Origin of the sequence: Vibrio sp. A2-1, assembly GCF_021728355.1 — a bacterium.
Classification (GTDB): Bacteria; Pseudomonadota; Gammaproteobacteria; order Enterobacterales; family Vibrionaceae; genus Vibrio; species Vibrio splendidus_K.
The window spans coordinates 35,210-53,857 of record NZ_JAKKCO010000010.1; the positions used below are offsets into that span (position 1 = coordinate 35,210).

Below are 18,648 nucleotides of genomic sequence, written 5' to 3' on the forward strand. Positions count from 1 at the left end.
TATGTTAATCGGTGGAATCATCCGACTAATTCTTTAGCTGAAGCAGCCACACCCTTGCGGCTTCAGCATCCAATTCTATTTGATTCTTTAGTGCGTCGAACGATTCAAATTTTATCTCGTCGCGCAGTTTGTGCAAAAGTCGTACTTCTAACTGTTTACCATATAAATTGGCTTTAAAGTCAAAAAAGTGCACTTCTAATTGCTGCCTTACACCATTAACCGTTGGTCGTTGTCCAATATTAGCAACGCCACCGACAGGAACACCGTCGATATCCAATGCTTCAACAACATACACTCCCGATACAGGAGAAACACAACGTTTTAATGGAATGTTAGCGGTAGGGAAACCGATAGTTCTCCCTAGTTTTCGACCATGAGACACACGACCACTAATACTGTAATCACGCCCTAACATGGTAGCACTTGCAGCCAAATCATCGACCGCTAGTGCATTCCGTATCTCAGTGCTGCTTACTCGTAATTGATTTAAGCAATAGCTTTGGGTGCTTACCACCTCAAAACCATATTTTTCGCCCGCTTCTTTAAGCATCGCGAAATTACCTGTTCGACCTTTGCCAAAGCAAAAATCGTCACCAACCACCAAGAATTTCACACCAAGCTTATCAACCAAAAGATCCTTAATGAATGCTTCTGCGGATAAGCTTGCAAAATACTGATTGAAATTCACACACAACAACCGACTGATATCTAGCTTACTCAATTGCACATATTTATCTCGTAAGCGAGTTAAACGTGCTGGCGCTTTACCTCGGGCAAACAGCTCCATAGGCTGTGGTTCAAACGTCATGACAACAGAAGGGAGCCCTAATGCTGCAGCTTGTTTAGAAACCTGACTCAGAACCTCTTGATGTCCTAAATGAACACCATCGAAGTTACCTATGGTTAATACACAGCCATGATGCTGCGCTTTAATATTGTGTATACCTCGGATCAGTTCCATTATGATCAGCTAAAACCTGTTATTTGCATCATTTATTGTGTGAAACCGACGGATTATATACTAATCAGTATTAATCTGTCGCTGCTTTTAAATGTTTTACTCGGATACCTAAAATCAGTACCGAAACAATATAAACAAAGCCACCAAGTCCAATCAAGCCTGTTAATGTCAGCGCTCTCTGGCTAAAGCTCCATTCAAGCCAATGTTGCATATTATCCAACTGCCATAAAATCGCCGCGACCATGACTACGCCAGAGATAATCAATTTGGCACTGAACAACAAGGTTGTCTTAGATAATTGATAGACACCCGCAAGATGCAAACCCCGATATAGCAAGGCCATATTCACAAAGGCAGACAAGGCCGTCGCAATCGCCAAACCAACATAACCATAGAAGTAAGCAAAGATCGCGTTGAACACCATGTTGGTGACCATGGCGATAATACCGTACTTCACAGGGGTTTTAGTATCTTGGCGAGAGTAATAGCCCGGAGCTAACACTTTAATCAGCATGAAGTTAAGCAAACCCGATGCGTAAGCAACCAATGACATTGATGCTTGCTGTACATCATGTGGCGAAAACTCACCACGCATGAAGAGCACCATCAGCATCGGCTTAGCTAACACTATCAGGCCTAACATCGCAGGAATGCCAAGCAGCAACACCATACGCACACCCCAGTCCATTGTGTGCGCAAACCCTTCACCTTGAGCTTCAACGTGTTTACGAGACAAAGCAGGAAGAATGACAGTCGCAATCGCAATACCGAATAGACCGAGTGGGAATTCAAGCAGTCGGTCTGAATAATACAACCAACTGATCGAACCGGTCGCTAGGAAGCTAGCAATAAAGGTATCAAACAATAAGTTAATTTGGCTGACCGATACACCGAACAGAGCTGGGATCATTAGCGTGCGGATCTTTACAACGCCCGGATCTCTCCAGCCCCACTTCGGCTTAACCAGAACACCCGCTTTTATCAAGAAAGGCATTTGGAAAAGAAATTGGACTAAACCACCAAGAAACACACCGATTGCCAAGCCAATTTCAGGCTGCTCTAAATTAGGAGCAAGAAACCAAGCACAAGCAATGATCATTACGTTCAAGAAAACAGGTGTAAAAGAGGAGACGGCAAACTTACCTAATGTGTTAAGAATGGCACCAGATAAAGCAACAAAGGTAATAAACCATAAATAAGGAAAGGTAATCTTGAGCATAAAGCTCGCCAGCTCAAATTTAGGGGCTGCTGGGCCATCATTCAACCAGTCGATAAACCAACCTGCACCAAACATCGCAGTGATCACACCCGAGCCCAAGACTCCGATAACGGTCACTATAGACACTAAAACCCCGAGCGTACCCGACACTTTAGCAATTAAATCTCGTGTCTTATCTTTATCACCTGCGGCGTGATATTCTGTTAATACAGGAACAAACGCTTGAGAAAACGCACCTTCTGCAAAAAGTCGACGTAAGAAATTAGGAATTTTATTAGCGAAGAAAAATACGTCGGCACTCGCTCCTGCTCCCATCAAATTTGCTACTACTACATCACGTACTAGCCCCAACACACGGGAAACAAAAGTCATTGCACTGACAATCAGGCCTGACTTTAATAGTCGTTTACTCACAGAAACCTCTGACACTGGTTGATTACTTTCAAGCAAGGATAAATACTATCCTGTCCTTAGAAGCATAATTATTAGCATTGGTCTAAAAATGCTGTTAGAATCCCCGCCATCTTAACCGCGATGACCTTTCCATACCAAAATTTGTTTTGGCTGAGATTGGTTTTTGCACAAATCATTTGACAATTAAGCGCCTATGAGGGATAGTCCTCGCCCTTAAATTGTCACCGAACTAAGTTTTTGGGAGTTAGACCTTGGCAAACAGTAAATCTGCTAAGAAGCGCGCTATCCAAGCTGAGAAACGTCGCCAGCACAATGCTAGCCGTCGTTCTATGATGCGCACTTACATGAAAAAAACTATTGCAGCTATTGAAGCTGGCAATAAAGAAGCTGCAACTGCTGCTCTTGTAGAAGTTACACCTCTTCTAGACCGCATGGCGACTAAAGGCCTTATTCATAAGAATAAAGCTGCACGTCATAAGTCTCGTTTCGCTGCTGCAATCAAAGCTCTTTAATAGAAATTTGATTACAACGCAAAACGAAAAAAACCGGCCTCGGCCGGTTTTTTTATATCTAAATTTTGAGTAACACAGCGATTTTTCTTACTGAACATTACTTAGCTTACTTAAAAGCACGTGGTTTGCCGACAGACACCAGCTTACTAAAAGGCATTTGGCTAACTGACACGCATTTGCTGACTAAAAGGTATATCGCTTACTAAAGGCATGCTGACTACAAGATATATCGCTGACCGATAGACAACTAAGCATATAAAAAACAGACAACTAGAAAATAAACAGACAAGAAAATAGATAAATAGGTAGGTAAATAGATAGGCACTAACATTCGACATGAAATACTGACACTTCCTTGTGTCATTCTATCACTGATAAGAAATCCCCCTCCTACCAGCAATAAGCTACTTGCAGTAAATACCATGCAGTAGGTTAATCATCGCTTTTACTTCTTCACTGCTCAATGTGTAATACACAGTTTGAGCTTCTTTGCGAGTTTCGACCAAACCATCTCTTCTCAACCAAGCAAGATGTTGAGATAAAGCAGACTGACTCAGTTCCAACTTGCCACACAACTCCCCAACTGACAGCTCAGTACCATGTAATAGGCACAAAATCTGTAAGCGACGCTCGTTGGCCATGGCTTTGAGTAGAATCACAGCTTGCGCTGAGTTCTTCTCCATCTCTTTTAAGTTCATAGTTTGGCTCCCTACAACCTTTACACCAACTACGGCTATTAGTATTTCCGGCATATGGTGGCGTTATGATAATCGATATCAATTCATTAACAAACCGCCTCACTCGAACAATTTGCTAAAATCTGCGTCACATACATTTTTTACTGCTGGATGTTGGATCATCCTCTCAGCAAATATGACGTAGTACTCCTCTTTTAACTCTTCAATACCAACCAATAACTGCAGTGATGAATCCTCTTCAACTTCAGACATATAAAGCGTAGGCGCTAAGAAGATAGCGTCATCGTGATAACGAGCAAAGGCCTTCATCAATGCCGCGTCATCAAACTCACCCAAAATATCGGGTTTAAGTCCTTGTCTATCAAACCATTGCAGCACTTTACGCCCCATCGAGGTTCGACTTCCTGGGATCAAAAGCTTTCTTTGCTCTAATACAGCCGGGAAGCTAACACCTTCAACCTTACCCGAACTGAAAAAACTCATTCCACTCTCACCCAACTTCTTACTAAACAGGCCAGGACTTTGACTAGAATCCACCGGACAGTCAGACAAGATCATATCGAGCTTATGTTGAGACAGTTGCTCAAGTAGCATTTCATGGGTCGATTCAAAGCAGCGTAAATGAATACTGTTATCTGGGGGAATAGTCGACATCAGAATCTTGCTGACAAGCCTTTTAGACAGCGCATCTGCAACACCAACATCAAACAGAATATTGGAGTGCTGGCTGTAATTCACGATATCCAACATCTCGTAGCTCAGGCCAAACATACGATCGGAATATTTAAAGACTAGCTGTCCAAGCTCTGTAGGCTCAACACTGCGACCATTGCGCTTGGTCAACTTGCCATCCATACGCTCTTCTAACGCTTTTATCTGACCTGTTACCGTTTGTGGTGTTAGGAATAGAGCTTCTGCTGCTTTAGTAACAGAGCCTTGCTTGCAAACCATCCAGAAGTAATAAAGGTGGTTATAGTTGAGGTGCGACATAGATGTGCCGTAATAAAAGAGTAGATACCCTTGTTATATCAAATATGACACCTTCGCTCAACAAACTCGGAAAAACCTAACCAAACTAGTTATTACCACTTATTTTTTCGAAGTGTCTGATTTCATAATGTAATATTTCAGCAATTATTTTTAATTTTTCTCTAACTTTTAAGATCTATATCACCTATCAAAAACACAAATAAAATCCAATAAAAACAACAAGTTAATACAGTGTTATTTCAAGAGAAAATATTTAAAGGGCAAATCATCACAAAAAAGTCTCACCTAAACCAAAATGTAATATTACTGAAATATTTGTTCTCTAACATCACGCTCAGATTAAACAAACAGACCAAACACAGACTTAAACGGTCCAATGGAGAAAACATTATGAACCAAGCTACTACTGCAGCAGCGCCTATCTCGAGCACAACTCGTTGGCTACGCTGGGCTAACTTGGCATTCATGCTTTACCTACTATTACTTTCAGTTTCAATGGTTGGTACAGGCTTCAAATGGGCAACAGGCGAGCAAGCAAAGGTTCTTTTCGAATTTGCTTCACACCCAGTTGCAGGCTTAATGATTGGTTTAGTGGCAACAGCACTTATTCAATCATCAAGTACAGTTACTTCAATTATCGTTGGCCTTGTGGCAGGTGGTTTACCTGTTGAGCTAGCAATCCCTATGATCATGGGTGCGAACATTGGTACTACAGTAACCAATACGCTAGTTAGCCTTGGTCATGTTCGTTGTAAAGATGAGTTCAAACGTGCATTCGCAAGTGCGACGATTCACGACTTCTTTAACCTATTAGCTGTTGCTATCTTCCTACCACTAGAGATGGCGTTTGGTATTCTAGAGAAGATTTCTCACTGGTTAGTATCACCGATGCTAGCAACAGGTGATATGAGCATGGGTGGTCTTAACTTCATCAAGCCAATCACTAAACCAGTAGTCAGTGCGATTAAAGAGCCACTATCGACATTTGGCGACACTGTTGGCGGTATCATGCTTATCGTTCTAGGTATCGCGACTATCTTCGTAGCTATCACGGTAATGGGTAAGCTAATGAAGAGCCTGATGGTGGGTCGTGCTCGTGAGATTCTAAAGAACGCAATCGGTCGTGGTCCTATCCACGGTATCGCTTCTGGCTCTATCGTTACTATCCTTGTTCAGTCTTCTTCTACGACAACAAGCTTGATGGTTCCACTAGTAGGTTCAGGTGTTCTTAAAGTACGTGACGTTTACCCATTCACTCTGGGTGCAAACATCGGTACGTGTATTACCGCGCTATTAGCAGCGACAGCAGTATCTGGTGAGTTCGCAGTATTCGCACTACAGATTGCTCTAGTACACTTGGTGTTCAACATCATGGCAACGGTATTCATCTTTGGTATTCCGTTCCTACGTGAACTACCAGTAAAAGCCGCTGATATTATTTCTGACATGGCTGTGAAGAACAAATCTGTAGTGGCTGGTTACCTTATTGCGGTATTCCTTGTACTGCCTGGTACCGTGTTAGCACTGACGGCTTAATCGCTAAATAATTAGATAGCTTAACCGCTAACAAGACACATCGCTTATAACAAAGCCCGCAACCTCCTGGTTGCGGGCTTTTTCTTTTTAAGAGCAGATGAGGGAAGAAAAAAGCAGATACGGGATGCGAGTGAACGAGTAACGAAGAGCTAAAAGAAGATACGAGATTCGGGTAGAGAGTAACGAAAAGCGACTACCTCTCATTATCTGCGTTTTGATATTTAGTATCTTACGGACTCAAATCTAAACACGCTCTTCGTATCCCTTATCTCGTTTACTCGTATCTAAACAATCTCACACCTAACCACCCGTCATTCCCTACAGCGAGGAACGAGCGTGATAGGGAATCTATCTAACACATAACACTCAGAGATTCCCTACTCCTTCCTTCGTCAATCTAGAGAATGACGAGTTGAAAAGAAGATACGAGATTCGGGTAGAGAGTGACGAAAAGCGACTGCCTCTCATTATCTGCGTTTTGATATTTCGTATCTTACTGACTCAAATCTAAACACGTTCTTCGTATCCCGCATCTCGTTTACTCGTATCTAGCTACCCTTCGTATCTCACATCCCGTTTATTCACATCTAAAAAAACGCTTACTTACCTTGCTCATTACGCAGATACATAATGGCAACCATGCTAAAGCCGATAAATTGCCATAAATACTGCCCATCGCTTGCGCCAGTGATGGTTTGAGTGAAAGCCATACAAGCAGTCACAAACAAAGAAGCGAAAGCAGCATAGAGCAACCACGGACGCTCCTTGCCAGACATGAACTCACCTGCAAATACCGAACGGATAACCAGTAAAAACGGCACACATTGCAAAGCAATCAGAATCGGGAACATAAAATCGAATGTTGGACTCAGTAGAGCATGACCGATTTGGCTCTTATCCCAAGTTCCTACAATATAGCCTTTCCAGCCAGCCCAAGTGTCACCTGAATAAGCGGTATCGGGCGTAATAAAGCCAAGCACAACGCCCATCACTTTATCGATAAAGCCATTTTTGAACCAAAAGACGAATAAGAAGATCTGAATTGGAATGATCTGAAAAGCAAACTTCTTCAACATGTGTGTACCCCAAATAATTAATGATTTGGTTACCAGTATGTGGAAGTCGATATTTTTACGCTTGATGCAAGGCAATCGAGCCTGAATCCAAACAATAATCAAACATGTTGAGAAGCCTGTCGGCACAAGAAAACCTTGCGGAAGAGCCGTTACTATTAGCGGTAACTCAACGTCTTCACTTCAAAGAGAATTATGTGGTTTAGGAAAGGTTTGTTTTTTATAAAGATTCAATAAGATCAAACAGTTGGCCATTATACTCTTTTTTCACTTCGGTATAGCGCTGATAGTTGTATTGCGAACCTTCGGGGTTATCCGACAGCTTGTCAGCCACACTAAGTAGATAAAAACTGATTGGGCTCGGTGTACTTTCGGCAGCATAAAAAAGGTAAGGGAAAGCTTGATTAGCATGTTGGTTGATTAACAGTGCAAGACCCAAGGTAAGGTTAGCAATATCACAACGCGGATTCATCTCAAAGGCTTGCTTTGCCAGTTGCAGTGCATGTTCGCGATCTTCTTGCTCATGACTTTGCAAATAAGCCAAAGATTCCGAATACGACAATAAGGCATTGACCAGATAATTGTCTCTTCCTTGCTGTTGAATCGTATCCAACTGAAGTGCGATCTCTGCAAATGGCTGTCCACCTTTGCCTTGGTAGAAAAGCGATATCCCCTCTGAAATAACCTTCCAATCATCGTAGTTATCAATAGCGGTCACTCGATGACTGACTACGCCGTATTCTGAACTCATTGGGGCAATAATGGCTTTAATCTCAAGAATCACATCCCCAATGGCATCAAAGAAGTTGTCTTGGCTAAAGCTCTTTTCCACTTTCTGGCTTTGATTGGACTGGCGGTTGTTTTGTATCAGCACGCTCAGTACATAGTCACCGCCCTTTTTCTTGAGCCAACCTTTAAGTTCGACACCATTATTGGCAAGTGACTGCTTGCCCTGTTTCGATAGCTGAGAGAAGTGGTAACCTGATAAGTTTTTAGCCGAATTCAATCCATAGAAAAGATAGTTGTATACACTTTCCGACATCTCATAATCGTCCGCAGAATCGAGCGTAATATCATGGATATAAACGGGAATCACATTACTTTGATGAGCGGCAATACCCACAGTGTCATTGGTTGGGACATCGCTTTTCCATGCCAAAATTGCGATCAAACCGAACGCTAATACAGCGGTTGTAATAAAGGCGATAGTTCTATTTTTGGTCTTAGAAACAACAACTTTGGTTTCAGGTGGGAGTATATCTTCTACAGGAGTAGTCTCAACGCTAGGCTGAATTATTTCAATATCAAACAGATAACCTCGCTTAGGAATGGTTTGAATGATGCGATACGGACGTGCTTTATCCAGAAGCTGACTACGCAATAAACTGATGACCTGTCTGACCAAGTTGTCAGACACTTGAGTTCTTTGCCACACATCAGCAGCTATCTGCTGAGTGCTCATTACTTGCCCGCGATTTTCGATGAAATAGCTGAGCAGCCTTGCTTGTAGTGGCTCTAAATGAATCTCTTCACTATCAATCACCAACTGGTTTTTATCAGGGTAGAAAGAAATAGGAAAGTCGTGTTGCAATACAAAGCAATGCGAGCGAGTCATAGTAGTTCTGTGGTTAGAAAAGACCACTCAAGATTATTGGTTTTACGAATGGTAAGCAAGCCAAGCATCAGAAATAAAAAAGGCTGCGCAGAGGCAACCTTTCAATCAGTCAATCAGTCAATCAAAGCAGATTAGATTAAACCGAGAACGGGTACTTAATCGCTTCGTGGCATTCGTAACCTTCAACCCAGAAGTCATCCATCGTTACCCACGTTTCTAAATCTTCTAGAGACTTAATTTCAGGATTGATATGGAATGTTGGCCCCGCTAAAGGCTCACGCTTCAACTGGATATCACGCATAGGTGCGAGTTGATCTTCGTAGATATGAGCGTTAACAAGCTTGTGATAAGCCACACCCGCTTTCTTGCCGGTGATCTGCGCCATGATAGCGAGGAACACATACACTTGAACCATATTGAAGTTCAGACCTAATGGAACATCACAAGAGCGCTGAGTACTGTTTAGGTACAAAGTGTCACCAAGTAGAGAGAAGTGGTGGCTGTACATACACGGACGTAAACAACCCATGTGGAACTCACCTGGGTTATAGAAGTTTAAGATCTCGCCGCGGTCATCAATGCCGTTCGTTAGATCATCAACAATCTTCTTCAGTTGGTCGATATGACCGCCGTCAGGTTTTGCCCATGCACGTCCTTGAACGCCATAAACACGGCCCATGTCGTCTTCACCCTTGCGGTAAGGGTTATTTAGCCATGCTTCATTCAGGTTAGAATTCGCATCCCAAGTTTTAGTCCCTAGCTTACGAAAATCTTCAGCATTGTCGTAACCACGGATATAGCCAAGCAGCTCGGCAACTGCGGCTTTCCAAAAACTTTTACGTGTTGTTACCAGTGGGAATTGGTTATTACCTACATCATATTCAAGGTCAGCATTGATTACGGTTAGGCAGCGCTTGCCTGTGCGTTCATTTTCAATCCAAGTACCGTCATTAACGATACGCTGACAGAGATCTAAATACTGTTTCACACCAATTCCTTACTTCGTTTGTTGTGGTAATTCATCTTTGTAGTGACCACGCTTGTATGCCCAAACCATCATCAGCACACCGATGATAACCATTGGCAGTGACAAAATTTGTCCCATAGAGATAAATCCACCGAACAAACCTAGCTGAGCATCAGGTTCACGTACGTATTCAACTAGGAAGCGGAATGTACCATATCCTGCTAGGAATAACCCTGATACAGAACCAAGAGGGCGCGGCTTTTTGATGAACCAGTTCAAGATGAAGAACAGTACAATACCTTCAAGCGCCATTTCATAAAGCTGAGATGGATGACGAGGAAGCGGACCACCGTTAGGGAATACAATCGCCCATGGCACATCAGTTACACGACCCCATAGCTCACTGTTCATGAAGTTGCCCATGCGGCCCATACCTAAACCAAATGGAACCAATGGTGCAATCATGTCAGCGACACCAAAAAAGGTTCTACCGTTCTTTTTGGCATACCAAAGCATCGCGGTGATCACACCAAGCAAACCACCGTGGAAAGACATACCGCCAGTCCATACCTTAAATAGGTAGAGTGGATCATCAATGAAAAGGCCAAAGTTGTAGAAAAGTACGTAGCCAATACGACCACCAAGCACCACACCTAGAAAGCCAGCAAACAGTAGGTCTGATACTTGCTCTCGAGTCCAACCACTACCGGGTTGATCAGCTCGGCGATTTGCTAACCAAAGAGCAAACATAAAACCGACAAGGTACATTAGGCCGTACCAACGAACTGAGATTGGTCCTAGTTCAATAAGAACAGGATCGATATTTGGGAATTCGATAAAACCCTGAGACATACTTGGCTCTCTATCTAAAATTGAATAACGGTTAACTCAACAGCTAACAGAAAAGACACTACAGCAGCATAGTGGCTGCTATAAACATTAAAAATACCGCAAAGAATTTCTTCAGCACGGGGGTTGGCAATTGAGTGGCCAGTTTAGCGCCAACTCGTGTGGTCAGTACTGAGGTACAAGATATCGCTATCAAAGCCGGTAGATAAACATAACCCAAGCTATACGCCGGAAGATCATCGACAGAAGAGCCATGCCAAATAAAGCCTAGCATTCCCGAAATCGCGATAACACAACCACATACAGAGGATGAGCCTACAGCTTTGCGCATTTCCACACCGTGATGGTTAAGGAAAGGCACCGATAAAGAACCACCACCAATACCAGCCAAGCTTGAAACCAAACCAATACCGCCACCACATAACATGGTTTTAGCTGAACCCGGCATCGACTTTTGACTCTTAGAGCGGATCGACAACAGCATCTGCAACGCCAATACTAAGACAATCACACCAAAGACTTTTGGCAGATATTGAGCAGGAATAACGTCGGCGACAAAAGAACCTAGGAAACCACCAATCACCACGCCAGGCATCAACCACTTAACGACAAAAAGCTCCACATTACCCAATTTTAAATGGTTAATCGCAGACGACCCTGAGGTAACAATAATGGTTGATAACGAGGTTGCCAATGCCATTTGCATCGCAAACTCTTGAGGAATACCCGCTTTAGGAAGCAAAAATAGCAAGGCAGGAACGACCAGCAAACCACCACCAATGCCTAGCAAGCCCGCTAAAACACCAACAATAGCACCAAGGCCCGCTAACAAGCCTATCAGTTCATATGACACGTTAAATCCTATTTTTTACCTGCTCGAATGAAGCCTGTAAATTCACGCTCTTCGAAATAGTTCAGCATCATACTATAGATGTCACTACCATATGGTTTTGAAAGCGCTCTATTTGCCAAATCCTGTAATTCACTCAAGTTAGATTGGCGAATCAAATATTTAGTCCTCGCGACATTCGAGGTATTCATACTTAACGTCTCATACCCCAACCCAATCAGTAACAACGCGCCCATAGGATCACCGGCTAGCTCGCCACAAATACACACAGGTAATTGATGTTGCTTACAAGTATCATGAATTTGTTTTAATGCCATGATCACCGCAGGGTGCATTGATTCATAGACATCGGATACTCGTGAATTGTTCCGATCAACCGCTAATAAATATTGAGTTAAGTCGTTGGTACCGACTGAAACAAAGTCGACCTTATCAGCAATCAGCGGCAGTATGTAAAGCATTGATGGCACTTCAATCATGATACCAACGCGAGGCATACGCACTCGGTTATCAAGCTCATGCACTTCGTCATACGCTTGTTCAATAAGTTGTAGCGCGTCATCCAGTTCCTGCGCACCAGAGATCATCGGCAGCAAAATACTCAAGTTATGGCTTTCACAGCTCGCACGTAGCATGGCACGTAACTGAATAATAAAGATGTCAGGATGATCGAGCGTAAAACGAATACCACGCCAACCAAGGAATGGGTTGTCCTCTTCAATAGGGAAATAAGGTAAGGCCTTATCGCCACCGATATCGAGTGTACGCATCACCACTTGCTTCTCAGGGTAGCTCGCGAGTACTGAACGGTATTGCTTGAATTGTTCGTCCTCTGACGGAAACCTCTGCTGCAACAAGAAAGAAATTTCGGTTCGATACAGACCCACCCCATCAACGCCTTGGTTGATAGCGATATTGGTGTCGGCACTCAAGCCCGCATTAAGCAGGATCTCGACTTGCTGGTTGTCTTGCGTTTTTGCCGGTAAGTATAGTTCTCGATTGACCATAGAAGAGAGCTCACTCTCTTCTAAAATCAGCCCTTGATATTCTTTGAGCAGGTTTTGAGTCGGCTCAATAAAGATCTCGCCACTATACCCGTCGACAATCGCTTGCTTACCATTAGCTTGCGCAAGATTTAGGTTAACCCCCATAACAGAAGGAATACCCAAAGCTCGAGATAAAATCGCGGCATGTGAGTTCGCCGCCCCTTCCAAAGAAATAACAGCTAAAAGTTTTTCTTTGGGAATAGAGGCCAATACCGAAGCCGTTAACTCTCGAACCACCAAAATAATTGGCTTATCTAGCGTGCGAAGTTCATGTTCAGAATTGTGAAGGAAATAGAGCAATCTTTGACCAAGCTCTCGGATGTCTTGTGCCCTCTCACGAAGGTACACGTCTGACATACGAGCAAAGCGATTCGAGTAACTCTCAACAACCTGCCTTAATGCCCAATCGGCTTTATCGCCTTTCTGGATTTGGCTCTTAAGATCCTTACGCAACATTGGATCGTTGAGTAAGTGAGTAAACAGGTCAAAGATCGCCAACGCGTCTTTATTGATTTCACTGTCTAGGCGCTTTCGCATTCGCTTAAAGTCATTGAGAGCATTTTCGACGGCGACTGCCAGCATTTCATGCTCTCTTTCAACATTAAGCGTCGATGCTGGATAAACATCGGTGAGTTCAGGCTGAGTGTTATCCCACCATAAATCACCAATCGCAACGCCCGATGAAGCTGCAATACCTTTAATCTTAGGTAGCTTCTGTTGCTCTAAAAGCCAATGGCCTTGAGTTTGAGCGTGCGCCACAATGACCGCAAGTTGTGCTGAGAGTGTGACAAGGAAGGATTCCTCCATCTCACTGAATAAACGAGGAGACTTCTGTTGAATGACCAATACGCCAAGCACTTGCTTACGATGGATAATCGGAGTGCCGAGAAAAGAGTGATAAACCTTTTCTCCAAGCTCTGGAAAAAACTTATAAGCAGGGTGAGCAGACGCTTGTGCAAGGTTGATAGGTTCAGCACTTCTTTTGACAAGGCCAACCAGACCTTCGTCAAAACCAATGTGAATGCTATTGCCTTTGAAGATCAGGCCTTGAGTTGCCATCAACTCAAGACGCTGCATATCATTATTTGCCAAATACACGGTGCAACATTCCGTCTGCATCGCACTGCATGTCTCTTTAACCAAAATATCAAGAGCCGTCGACACATCTTCAACTCTTGATACGTGTTCAACTATTTCCCTTAGTTGACTGAGCATGCTTAACCTCTACGCAATTTGCGTTTTCCTTTTGTTTTTCGCTCTTTAAACGGCATTGCTAAAGATGCGAATTCTTTCATCGCTCGACGGTAAACATCTCGCTTGAAAGAAACAACTTGTCGAACTGGGTACCAGTAACTCACCCAACGCCAACCATCAAACTCAGGTGTACTTCCACGCTGCATATTGATCTGCGATTCATCGCAATCTAAGCGTAAAAGGAACCACTTCTGTTTTTGTCCAATACAGACAGGTTTAGAATCCCACCGAACCAGTCGTTTGGGCAGCTTATAGCGTAACCAATGACGACTTGTCGCGACGATCTTTACATCCTTTTTAGTAAGGCCAACCTCTTCATACAACTCGCGGTACATTGCCTGTTCCGGAGTTTCACCTTCATCTATTCCCCCTTGAGGGAATTGCCATGAATGTTGCCCGTATCGTTTAGCCCAGAAGACCTGACCATGGTTGTTACAGATTACAATACCAACATTTAATCGGTAACCATCGCCATCTATCACTGGCCAACCTCTATCTAAATTTTTAATTACTCTGATTTTTCCACATATCCCCAATCGGAGCAAACTTAGTGACGTGACAAGCGCTATATTTATGAATATTAACTAAGAATATGGATAAGTTTTGCTCAAATTCTAGTTACCCACACAAGAGTGAGACATAGACCACATTTATTCACCTTTTCTGTGAATAACTATGTGAAGAATTACCCGCAATCGTTTTTTTTAATCCATAGATTCATCAACATCAAAAACACCAAGTCGAGTAAATACAATTTATTTAATTAAAAATCAATTAATTAGAGTTAGAATTTCATTTTTAAAAACATTAGAAAAGTAAAAGATCTTTCAAAAACAGAACGTGGTTAAAGATCAACCACTCCGATGTTTATCCACACTAGTAAGCGAAAGATTCATTTTGAACCCCATTTGGCAAGCATTTAATCCACCATAAACCCCTGTTTATTTATCCACTAAATTAATATTTCAATTAATTACCTTTATGTCCTGTGGATAACCATGAGTTTGATCCCTTCCCTAACAAGGAGATCATTTCTTAACCAGTCGTCATATGGTGATAACTTCTGGTAAAATCATTTTTTTGATCATGTCTTTTATTATGAAACCAGAACCACAAACACAACAAGAGCTGCTAGACAGAGCGTATGCTATCGCCGGAATGACCTTTAAAGAGCTCGCCGATGAAGCTGAGATGGTGATGCCAAACGACCTCAAGCGTGATAAAGGCTGGGTTGGACAGCTATTGGAATGGCACTTGGGTGCGCCCGCTGGCAGTAAACCAGAACAAGATTTTGCCAAACTCGGTATCGAGCTTAAAAGCATCCCGATTGGCTACTCTGGAAAGCCACTCGAAACCACCTTTGTTTGTGTCGCTCCATTGATGGGCGTGCAAGGCATAACTTGGGAAACCAGTCACGTTCGCAACAAGCTGTCTAAAGTGTTGTGGATCCCAGTTGAGGGAGAAAGAGAGATCCCGCTGGCAGAAAGGCATGTTGGCTCCCCATTACTCTGGACACCAAGCCTAGCTGAAAACGAACTCCTGAAAAGAGACTGGGAAGAACTGATGGAGTTGATCGTGTTGGGTAATGTTGAACAGATAACAGCAAGACACGGCGAAGCACTGCATTTGCGACCAAAAGCGGCCAACAGTCGCGTGTTAACAGAAGCTTACGGTGCAAGTGGAAAACCTATCAAGACTAAGCCACGTGGTTTCTATCTACGGACTCAATTCACCCATAAATTACTGACAACTCATTACGCATAGAGCTTTTATCTAGCATAGATGGACCAAACTATCAGTATGTTACAAACCGCCAGTAACTAGAATCAATCTCTAGCTACAAATGCTCTCTAATGAGGTTTAAGCGCCAGTTCAATATCACAGTAGCTTTGGCTCGGCTCATTACCAAACTCATCATAGGCGTTGTGTAAGCGAAGATACGCCTTTTCAAAACCGAGCCGGAGCAACTCTTCTTTCACTTGATCCAAGGATCCAAAATGAAGCGGCTCACCGTCTTGCTTTACCGGTTCTAGCTTGTGTTTATATTCCACTGCTAATAGATATTCCGAGATATCGGAACAGCCAATAACGTATACCTTCGGTGTTTGATAAGAGTCTTTGTGCTCTCCATGTAACCACATGTCTAATTGATGCTTTTGCATAGCCAGCCTCCCTTGCTCTATAAAGCGTAGTAGAACTCTTTTTCTTTACTAGATAACGACTTAAAAAAGCACACATAACGGCTTAAAAAAGCAAAAAAGAGAAGCAAGTGCTTCTCTTCTTTGGCCTGTTTTAGTTCAAAAGCTTGCACTTTCGACGCCACAACTATCACTGATATTTATCTTAAGGGGTGAAAGGCGCTATCACCCCACAAGATTACGTCGGTATTCGCGCGCTTAAGACTCGACGAAGATGACGAACTCGACGTTCAATCGTAACGACTTCAGGTTCAGAAAAACCAATTGGTCGACCATCGGCTTCAAGGCCAATATCTCTCAATAAGTGAGTATTGTTCCATGGTAGATCGTATGAACTACGACGAACTTTTCGTTGCCATTCACGTTCTTCACGACGAAGGTCTGCACGGATAAGGACTGTTGCTAGTTTTAAGTATACTGAGTGACGCATAATAATTCTCCAGTTGTAAAATAAACTGAGGAAAAATAGCGTGTTAGATAGTATGAGGGCTTCTCACTTAGCTGCTATTTTTCCGCAGCCAAATAAGGGTACGGATCTATTAGTTAGGTTTATCTTGGGTGTTTCGATCGGCCATGGCTGATGCTTGTGACATAACAGTCACCATGTCAGTACACGGATCAAACGACGCGCAAATATGCTGTATAAAATCGAAATGTTTCATTTGCGCCTCCAAACTAACTAAAAAATCCAAAAAGAAATGAGATAATAAAAGCAAATAAGTCTCTGTTAAGCTATTGCTTTCACGGTTAAAGTCTAACCAAGTGAGTATATTATTCAACCGATAATTGATTAACAATTTCAAAACAAATGATTCACCCAAAATATCAGTTGCATATCACTTTATATATAACATATTCACTATGATTATATAAAATCACAGAACATCTCTCTTAAAGACCGAGCCTCCAATAGCTCAATCTGTCAGCAGTCAACGATCAACGAGAAGTTGTAGCAATAGATATAAAAAAACCACGCATCATGCGTGGCTCTTATATTTACATTAACTGGATAGAATCAATGAATAGAGAGCTCTAAACAACACCTTCAGAAATCAGGCCATGCTTATTCAGCAATCTGTACATGGTTGCACGCGAAACTCCAAGCTCCTTAGCGGCCAACGATACTTGACCACCATAAGATTCCAGAACAATCAGCAACGCATCTCGCTCTGAACGCTCACGGATACTTTTGAGACTGCGGCGCTCATCATTCTGTTTTGGTAAATCAAGTTGTTGATCGTCAATGATCACCGCATCCGACATCAGCACGACACGCTTAATTTGATTCATCAGCTCACGCACATTGCCCGGCCAGTGATAACGATTCATCGAGCGGATAGCATCGTCTGAAAAGCTCTTGGCTTGAGCATTAAACTCTTTTGAATACTCACGTAAAAAATGATTAGCCAGTACTGAAATATCACTCACTCGCTCTTTCAAGCTCGGAACGTGAATACGCAGAACATTGATGTAATGATAAAGCTCTTCATTGAAGTCGCCCTCGATCAATGCCTTTTCTATGTCAGAAGAGTTCGCGGCCAGAATACGCACATCGACAGGCTTAGGACCATCCGCAGTTTCAATTTTACCTTCTTGTAAGAAACGCAGCAGGTTCAACTGCTGATTGCGTGGCATTGCCAATACATCGTTAAGCAAGATGGTTCCGCCATCGGCTTCTTCCAACAGACAAGGTGCTGCAGCGGGCTGTGCTGAGATACCAAATACCTCTGCCTCTATTCTCATTTCAGACAAGGCACGACAATTGACCGTTAAAAATGGCTTTTGCGCTCGCGAAGAGTTTTGATGAATAGAGCGTGCAATCGTCTCTTTGCCAGCCCCACTCTCGCCGTAAATCAGGATACTGACATCAGTTGGCCCAATTCGCTTTACTTGGTCTCTTAGGCGCTTTACTGCCACCGAGTCGCCCAGCAAGCCCATATTGTTGTTAATGCCGTAGTTTGGCCATACTTTCTGCTCAAGCTTAAGCATGCCAAGCTGGTGACCAATGGTACTCAGTAGCTGTGCATCTGGAATGGGTGCCGTGAAAAAGTCGATACAGAAGTTAACGATAAACTGGCAAATAGTATCGGAGCTTAATTGCGATTCACGGATAAAGGCGAGCCATCTAACCTGCTTATTGTTACTCACCAAGTTTGCAATGCCATTTAGGCTGAACTCATCATGGCTAAGGTCCACAATGCCAATGCATGGGCCTATGTCGGCAATCAATGCATCGGCTTTTCGTAAATCTGCACACTGGGTACATTGCCAACCCACTTGCTCTAACACTGATAACCAGGGTTCGTACGCACCACCAACGACGATAAGAGAACCTGGTAAGGAATCCATCTTAAATTGAGTTCCCATCCTTCTTCCTTATTCTATTTTTATTTAAATCAAGCTAATACGAGTCACTGCTTCATCGTTCGACAAAATGCCACGAGATCGTATTCAGCGCAGGACGTA

17 protein-coding genes are annotated in these 18,648 nt (G+C 42.9%); 3 read left to right on the forward strand and 14 right to left on the reverse strand.

Going from position 1 to position 18,648, the window contains the following annotated elements; all coding sequences use genetic code 11:
* Nucleotides 1-25: 25 nt before the first annotated feature.
* Together ribF and murJ are read right to left on the reverse strand one after the other, a co-directional pair.
* The gene (ribF, locus tag L3V33_RS20815; protein ID WP_017077722.1) at nucleotides 26-961 is read right to left on the reverse strand and encodes a bifunctional riboflavin kinase/FAD synthetase; all 936 of its coding nucleotides are present in this window, start codon (nucleotides 959-961) and stop codon (nucleotides 26-28) included.
* 70 nt (nucleotides 962-1,031) lie between these two features.
* Nucleotides 1,032-2,594: a murein biosynthesis integral membrane protein MurJ gene (gene murJ, locus L3V33_RS20820; protein WP_065207270.1), complete on the reverse strand. Its 1,563-nt coding sequence runs from the start codon at nucleotides 2,592-2,594 to the stop codon at nucleotides 1,032-1,034.
* Nucleotides 2,595-2,845: 251 nt separating this feature from the next.
* Here murJ and rpsT point away from each other — a divergent pair, with 251 nt between their 5' ends.
* Nucleotides 2,846-3,106: a 30S ribosomal protein S20 gene (rpsT, locus tag L3V33_RS20825; protein ID WP_012603273.1), complete on the forward strand. Its 261-nt coding sequence runs from the start codon at nucleotides 2,846-2,848 to the stop codon at nucleotides 3,104-3,106.
* A gap of 404 nt (nucleotides 3,107-3,510) precedes the next feature.
* Here the strand turns inward: rpsT and L3V33_RS20830 are convergent, their stop codons facing one another.
* Nucleotides 3,511-3,804: a metalloregulator ArsR/SmtB family transcription factor gene (locus L3V33_RS20830; protein ID WP_004735028.1), complete on the reverse strand. Its 294-nt coding sequence runs from the start codon at nucleotides 3,802-3,804 to the stop codon at nucleotides 3,511-3,513.
* Between the two features lie 99 nt (nucleotides 3,805-3,903).
* Nucleotides 3,904-4,794, reverse strand: coding sequence for a transcriptional activator NhaR (gene nhaR / locus L3V33_RS20835; RefSeq protein WP_004735027.1), 891 nt, complete (start codon nucleotides 4,792-4,794; stop codon nucleotides 3,904-3,906).
* A gap of 390 nt (nucleotides 4,795-5,184) precedes the next feature.
* Between nhaR and L3V33_RS20840 the strand changes: the two genes are divergently transcribed.
* Nucleotides 5,185-6,330, forward strand: a complete 1,146-nt coding sequence (locus L3V33_RS20840; protein WP_004735026.1) for a Na/Pi symporter — start codon at nucleotides 5,185-5,187, stop codon at nucleotides 6,328-6,330.
* A 599-nt stretch (nucleotides 6,331-6,929) separates the two neighbouring features.
* Here L3V33_RS20840 and L3V33_RS20845 read toward each other — a convergent pair.
* From L3V33_RS20845 to rppH, 7 genes are all read right to left on the reverse strand, one after another.
* On the reverse strand, nucleotides 6,930-7,406 hold the full coding sequence (locus L3V33_RS20845; protein WP_237291133.1) for a hypothetical protein: 477 nt from the start codon (nucleotides 7,404-7,406) through the stop codon (nucleotides 6,930-6,932).
* 217 nt (nucleotides 7,407-7,623) lie between these two features.
* Complete coding sequence (locus tag L3V33_RS20850; RefSeq protein ID WP_237291134.1) at nucleotides 7,624-9,018, reverse strand: winged helix-turn-helix domain-containing protein; 1,395 nt, start codon at nucleotides 9,016-9,018, stop codon at nucleotides 7,624-7,626.
* Nucleotides 9,019-9,154: 136 nt separating this feature from the next.
* Nucleotides 9,155-10,006, reverse strand: coding sequence for a thymidylate synthase (locus L3V33_RS20855; RefSeq protein ID WP_009848438.1), 852 nt, complete (start codon nucleotides 10,004-10,006; stop codon nucleotides 9,155-9,157).
* Between the two features lie 9 nt (nucleotides 10,007-10,015).
* Entirely contained in the window at nucleotides 10,016-10,837 is an 822-nt protein-coding gene (lgt, locus tag L3V33_RS20860; protein ID WP_004735021.1) for a prolipoprotein diacylglyceryl transferase, read from the reverse strand.
* Between the two features lie 58 nt (nucleotides 10,838-10,895).
* Entirely contained in the window at nucleotides 10,896-11,687 is a 792-nt protein-coding gene (locus L3V33_RS20865) for a sulfite exporter TauE/SafE family protein (protein WP_004735020.1), read from the reverse strand.
* An 8-nt stretch (nucleotides 11,688-11,695) separates the two neighbouring features.
* Nucleotides 11,696-13,945, reverse strand: a complete 2,250-nt coding sequence (gene ptsP, locus L3V33_RS20870; protein WP_004735019.1) for a phosphoenolpyruvate--protein phosphotransferase — start codon at nucleotides 13,943-13,945, stop codon at nucleotides 11,696-11,698.
* 2 nt (nucleotides 13,946-13,947) lie between these two features.
* Nucleotides 13,948-14,466 carry an RNA pyrophosphohydrolase gene (gene rppH / locus L3V33_RS20875; RefSeq protein WP_004735018.1) on the reverse strand — a complete coding sequence of 173 codons (519 nt, stop codon included), beginning with the start codon at nucleotides 14,464-14,466 and terminating at the stop codon, nucleotides 13,948-13,950.
* A gap of 616 nt (nucleotides 14,467-15,082) precedes the next feature.
* On the opposite strand from rppH, the gene mutH reads away from it, so the two are divergent.
* Nucleotides 15,083-15,748, forward strand: coding sequence for a DNA mismatch repair endonuclease MutH (gene mutH, locus L3V33_RS20880; protein WP_086027492.1), 666 nt, complete (start codon nucleotides 15,083-15,085; stop codon nucleotides 15,746-15,748).
* A gap of 86 nt (nucleotides 15,749-15,834) precedes the next feature.
* Here mutH and L3V33_RS20885 read toward each other — a convergent pair whose 3' ends face one another.
* The 3 genes from L3V33_RS20885 to vpsR all read right to left on the reverse strand — a co-directional run bounded on the left by L3V33_RS20885 (nucleotide 15,835) and on the right by vpsR (nucleotide 18,549).
* Nucleotides 15,835-16,146, reverse strand: coding sequence for a DUF6482 family protein (locus L3V33_RS20885; RefSeq protein ID WP_004735016.1), 312 nt, complete (start codon nucleotides 16,144-16,146; stop codon nucleotides 15,835-15,837).
* 214 nt (nucleotides 16,147-16,360) lie between these two features.
* Nucleotides 16,361-16,612 carry a hypothetical protein gene (locus L3V33_RS20890; protein ID WP_004735015.1) on the reverse strand — a complete coding sequence of 84 codons (252 nt, stop codon included), beginning with the start codon at nucleotides 16,610-16,612 and terminating at the stop codon, nucleotides 16,361-16,363.
* 602 nt (nucleotides 16,613-17,214) lie between these two features.
* Entirely contained in the window at nucleotides 17,215-18,549 is a 1,335-nt protein-coding gene (gene vpsR, locus L3V33_RS20895; protein ID WP_237291135.1) for a cyclic-di-GMP-binding transcriptional regulator VpsR, read from the reverse strand.
* Nucleotides 18,550-18,648: the final 99 nt, after the last annotated feature.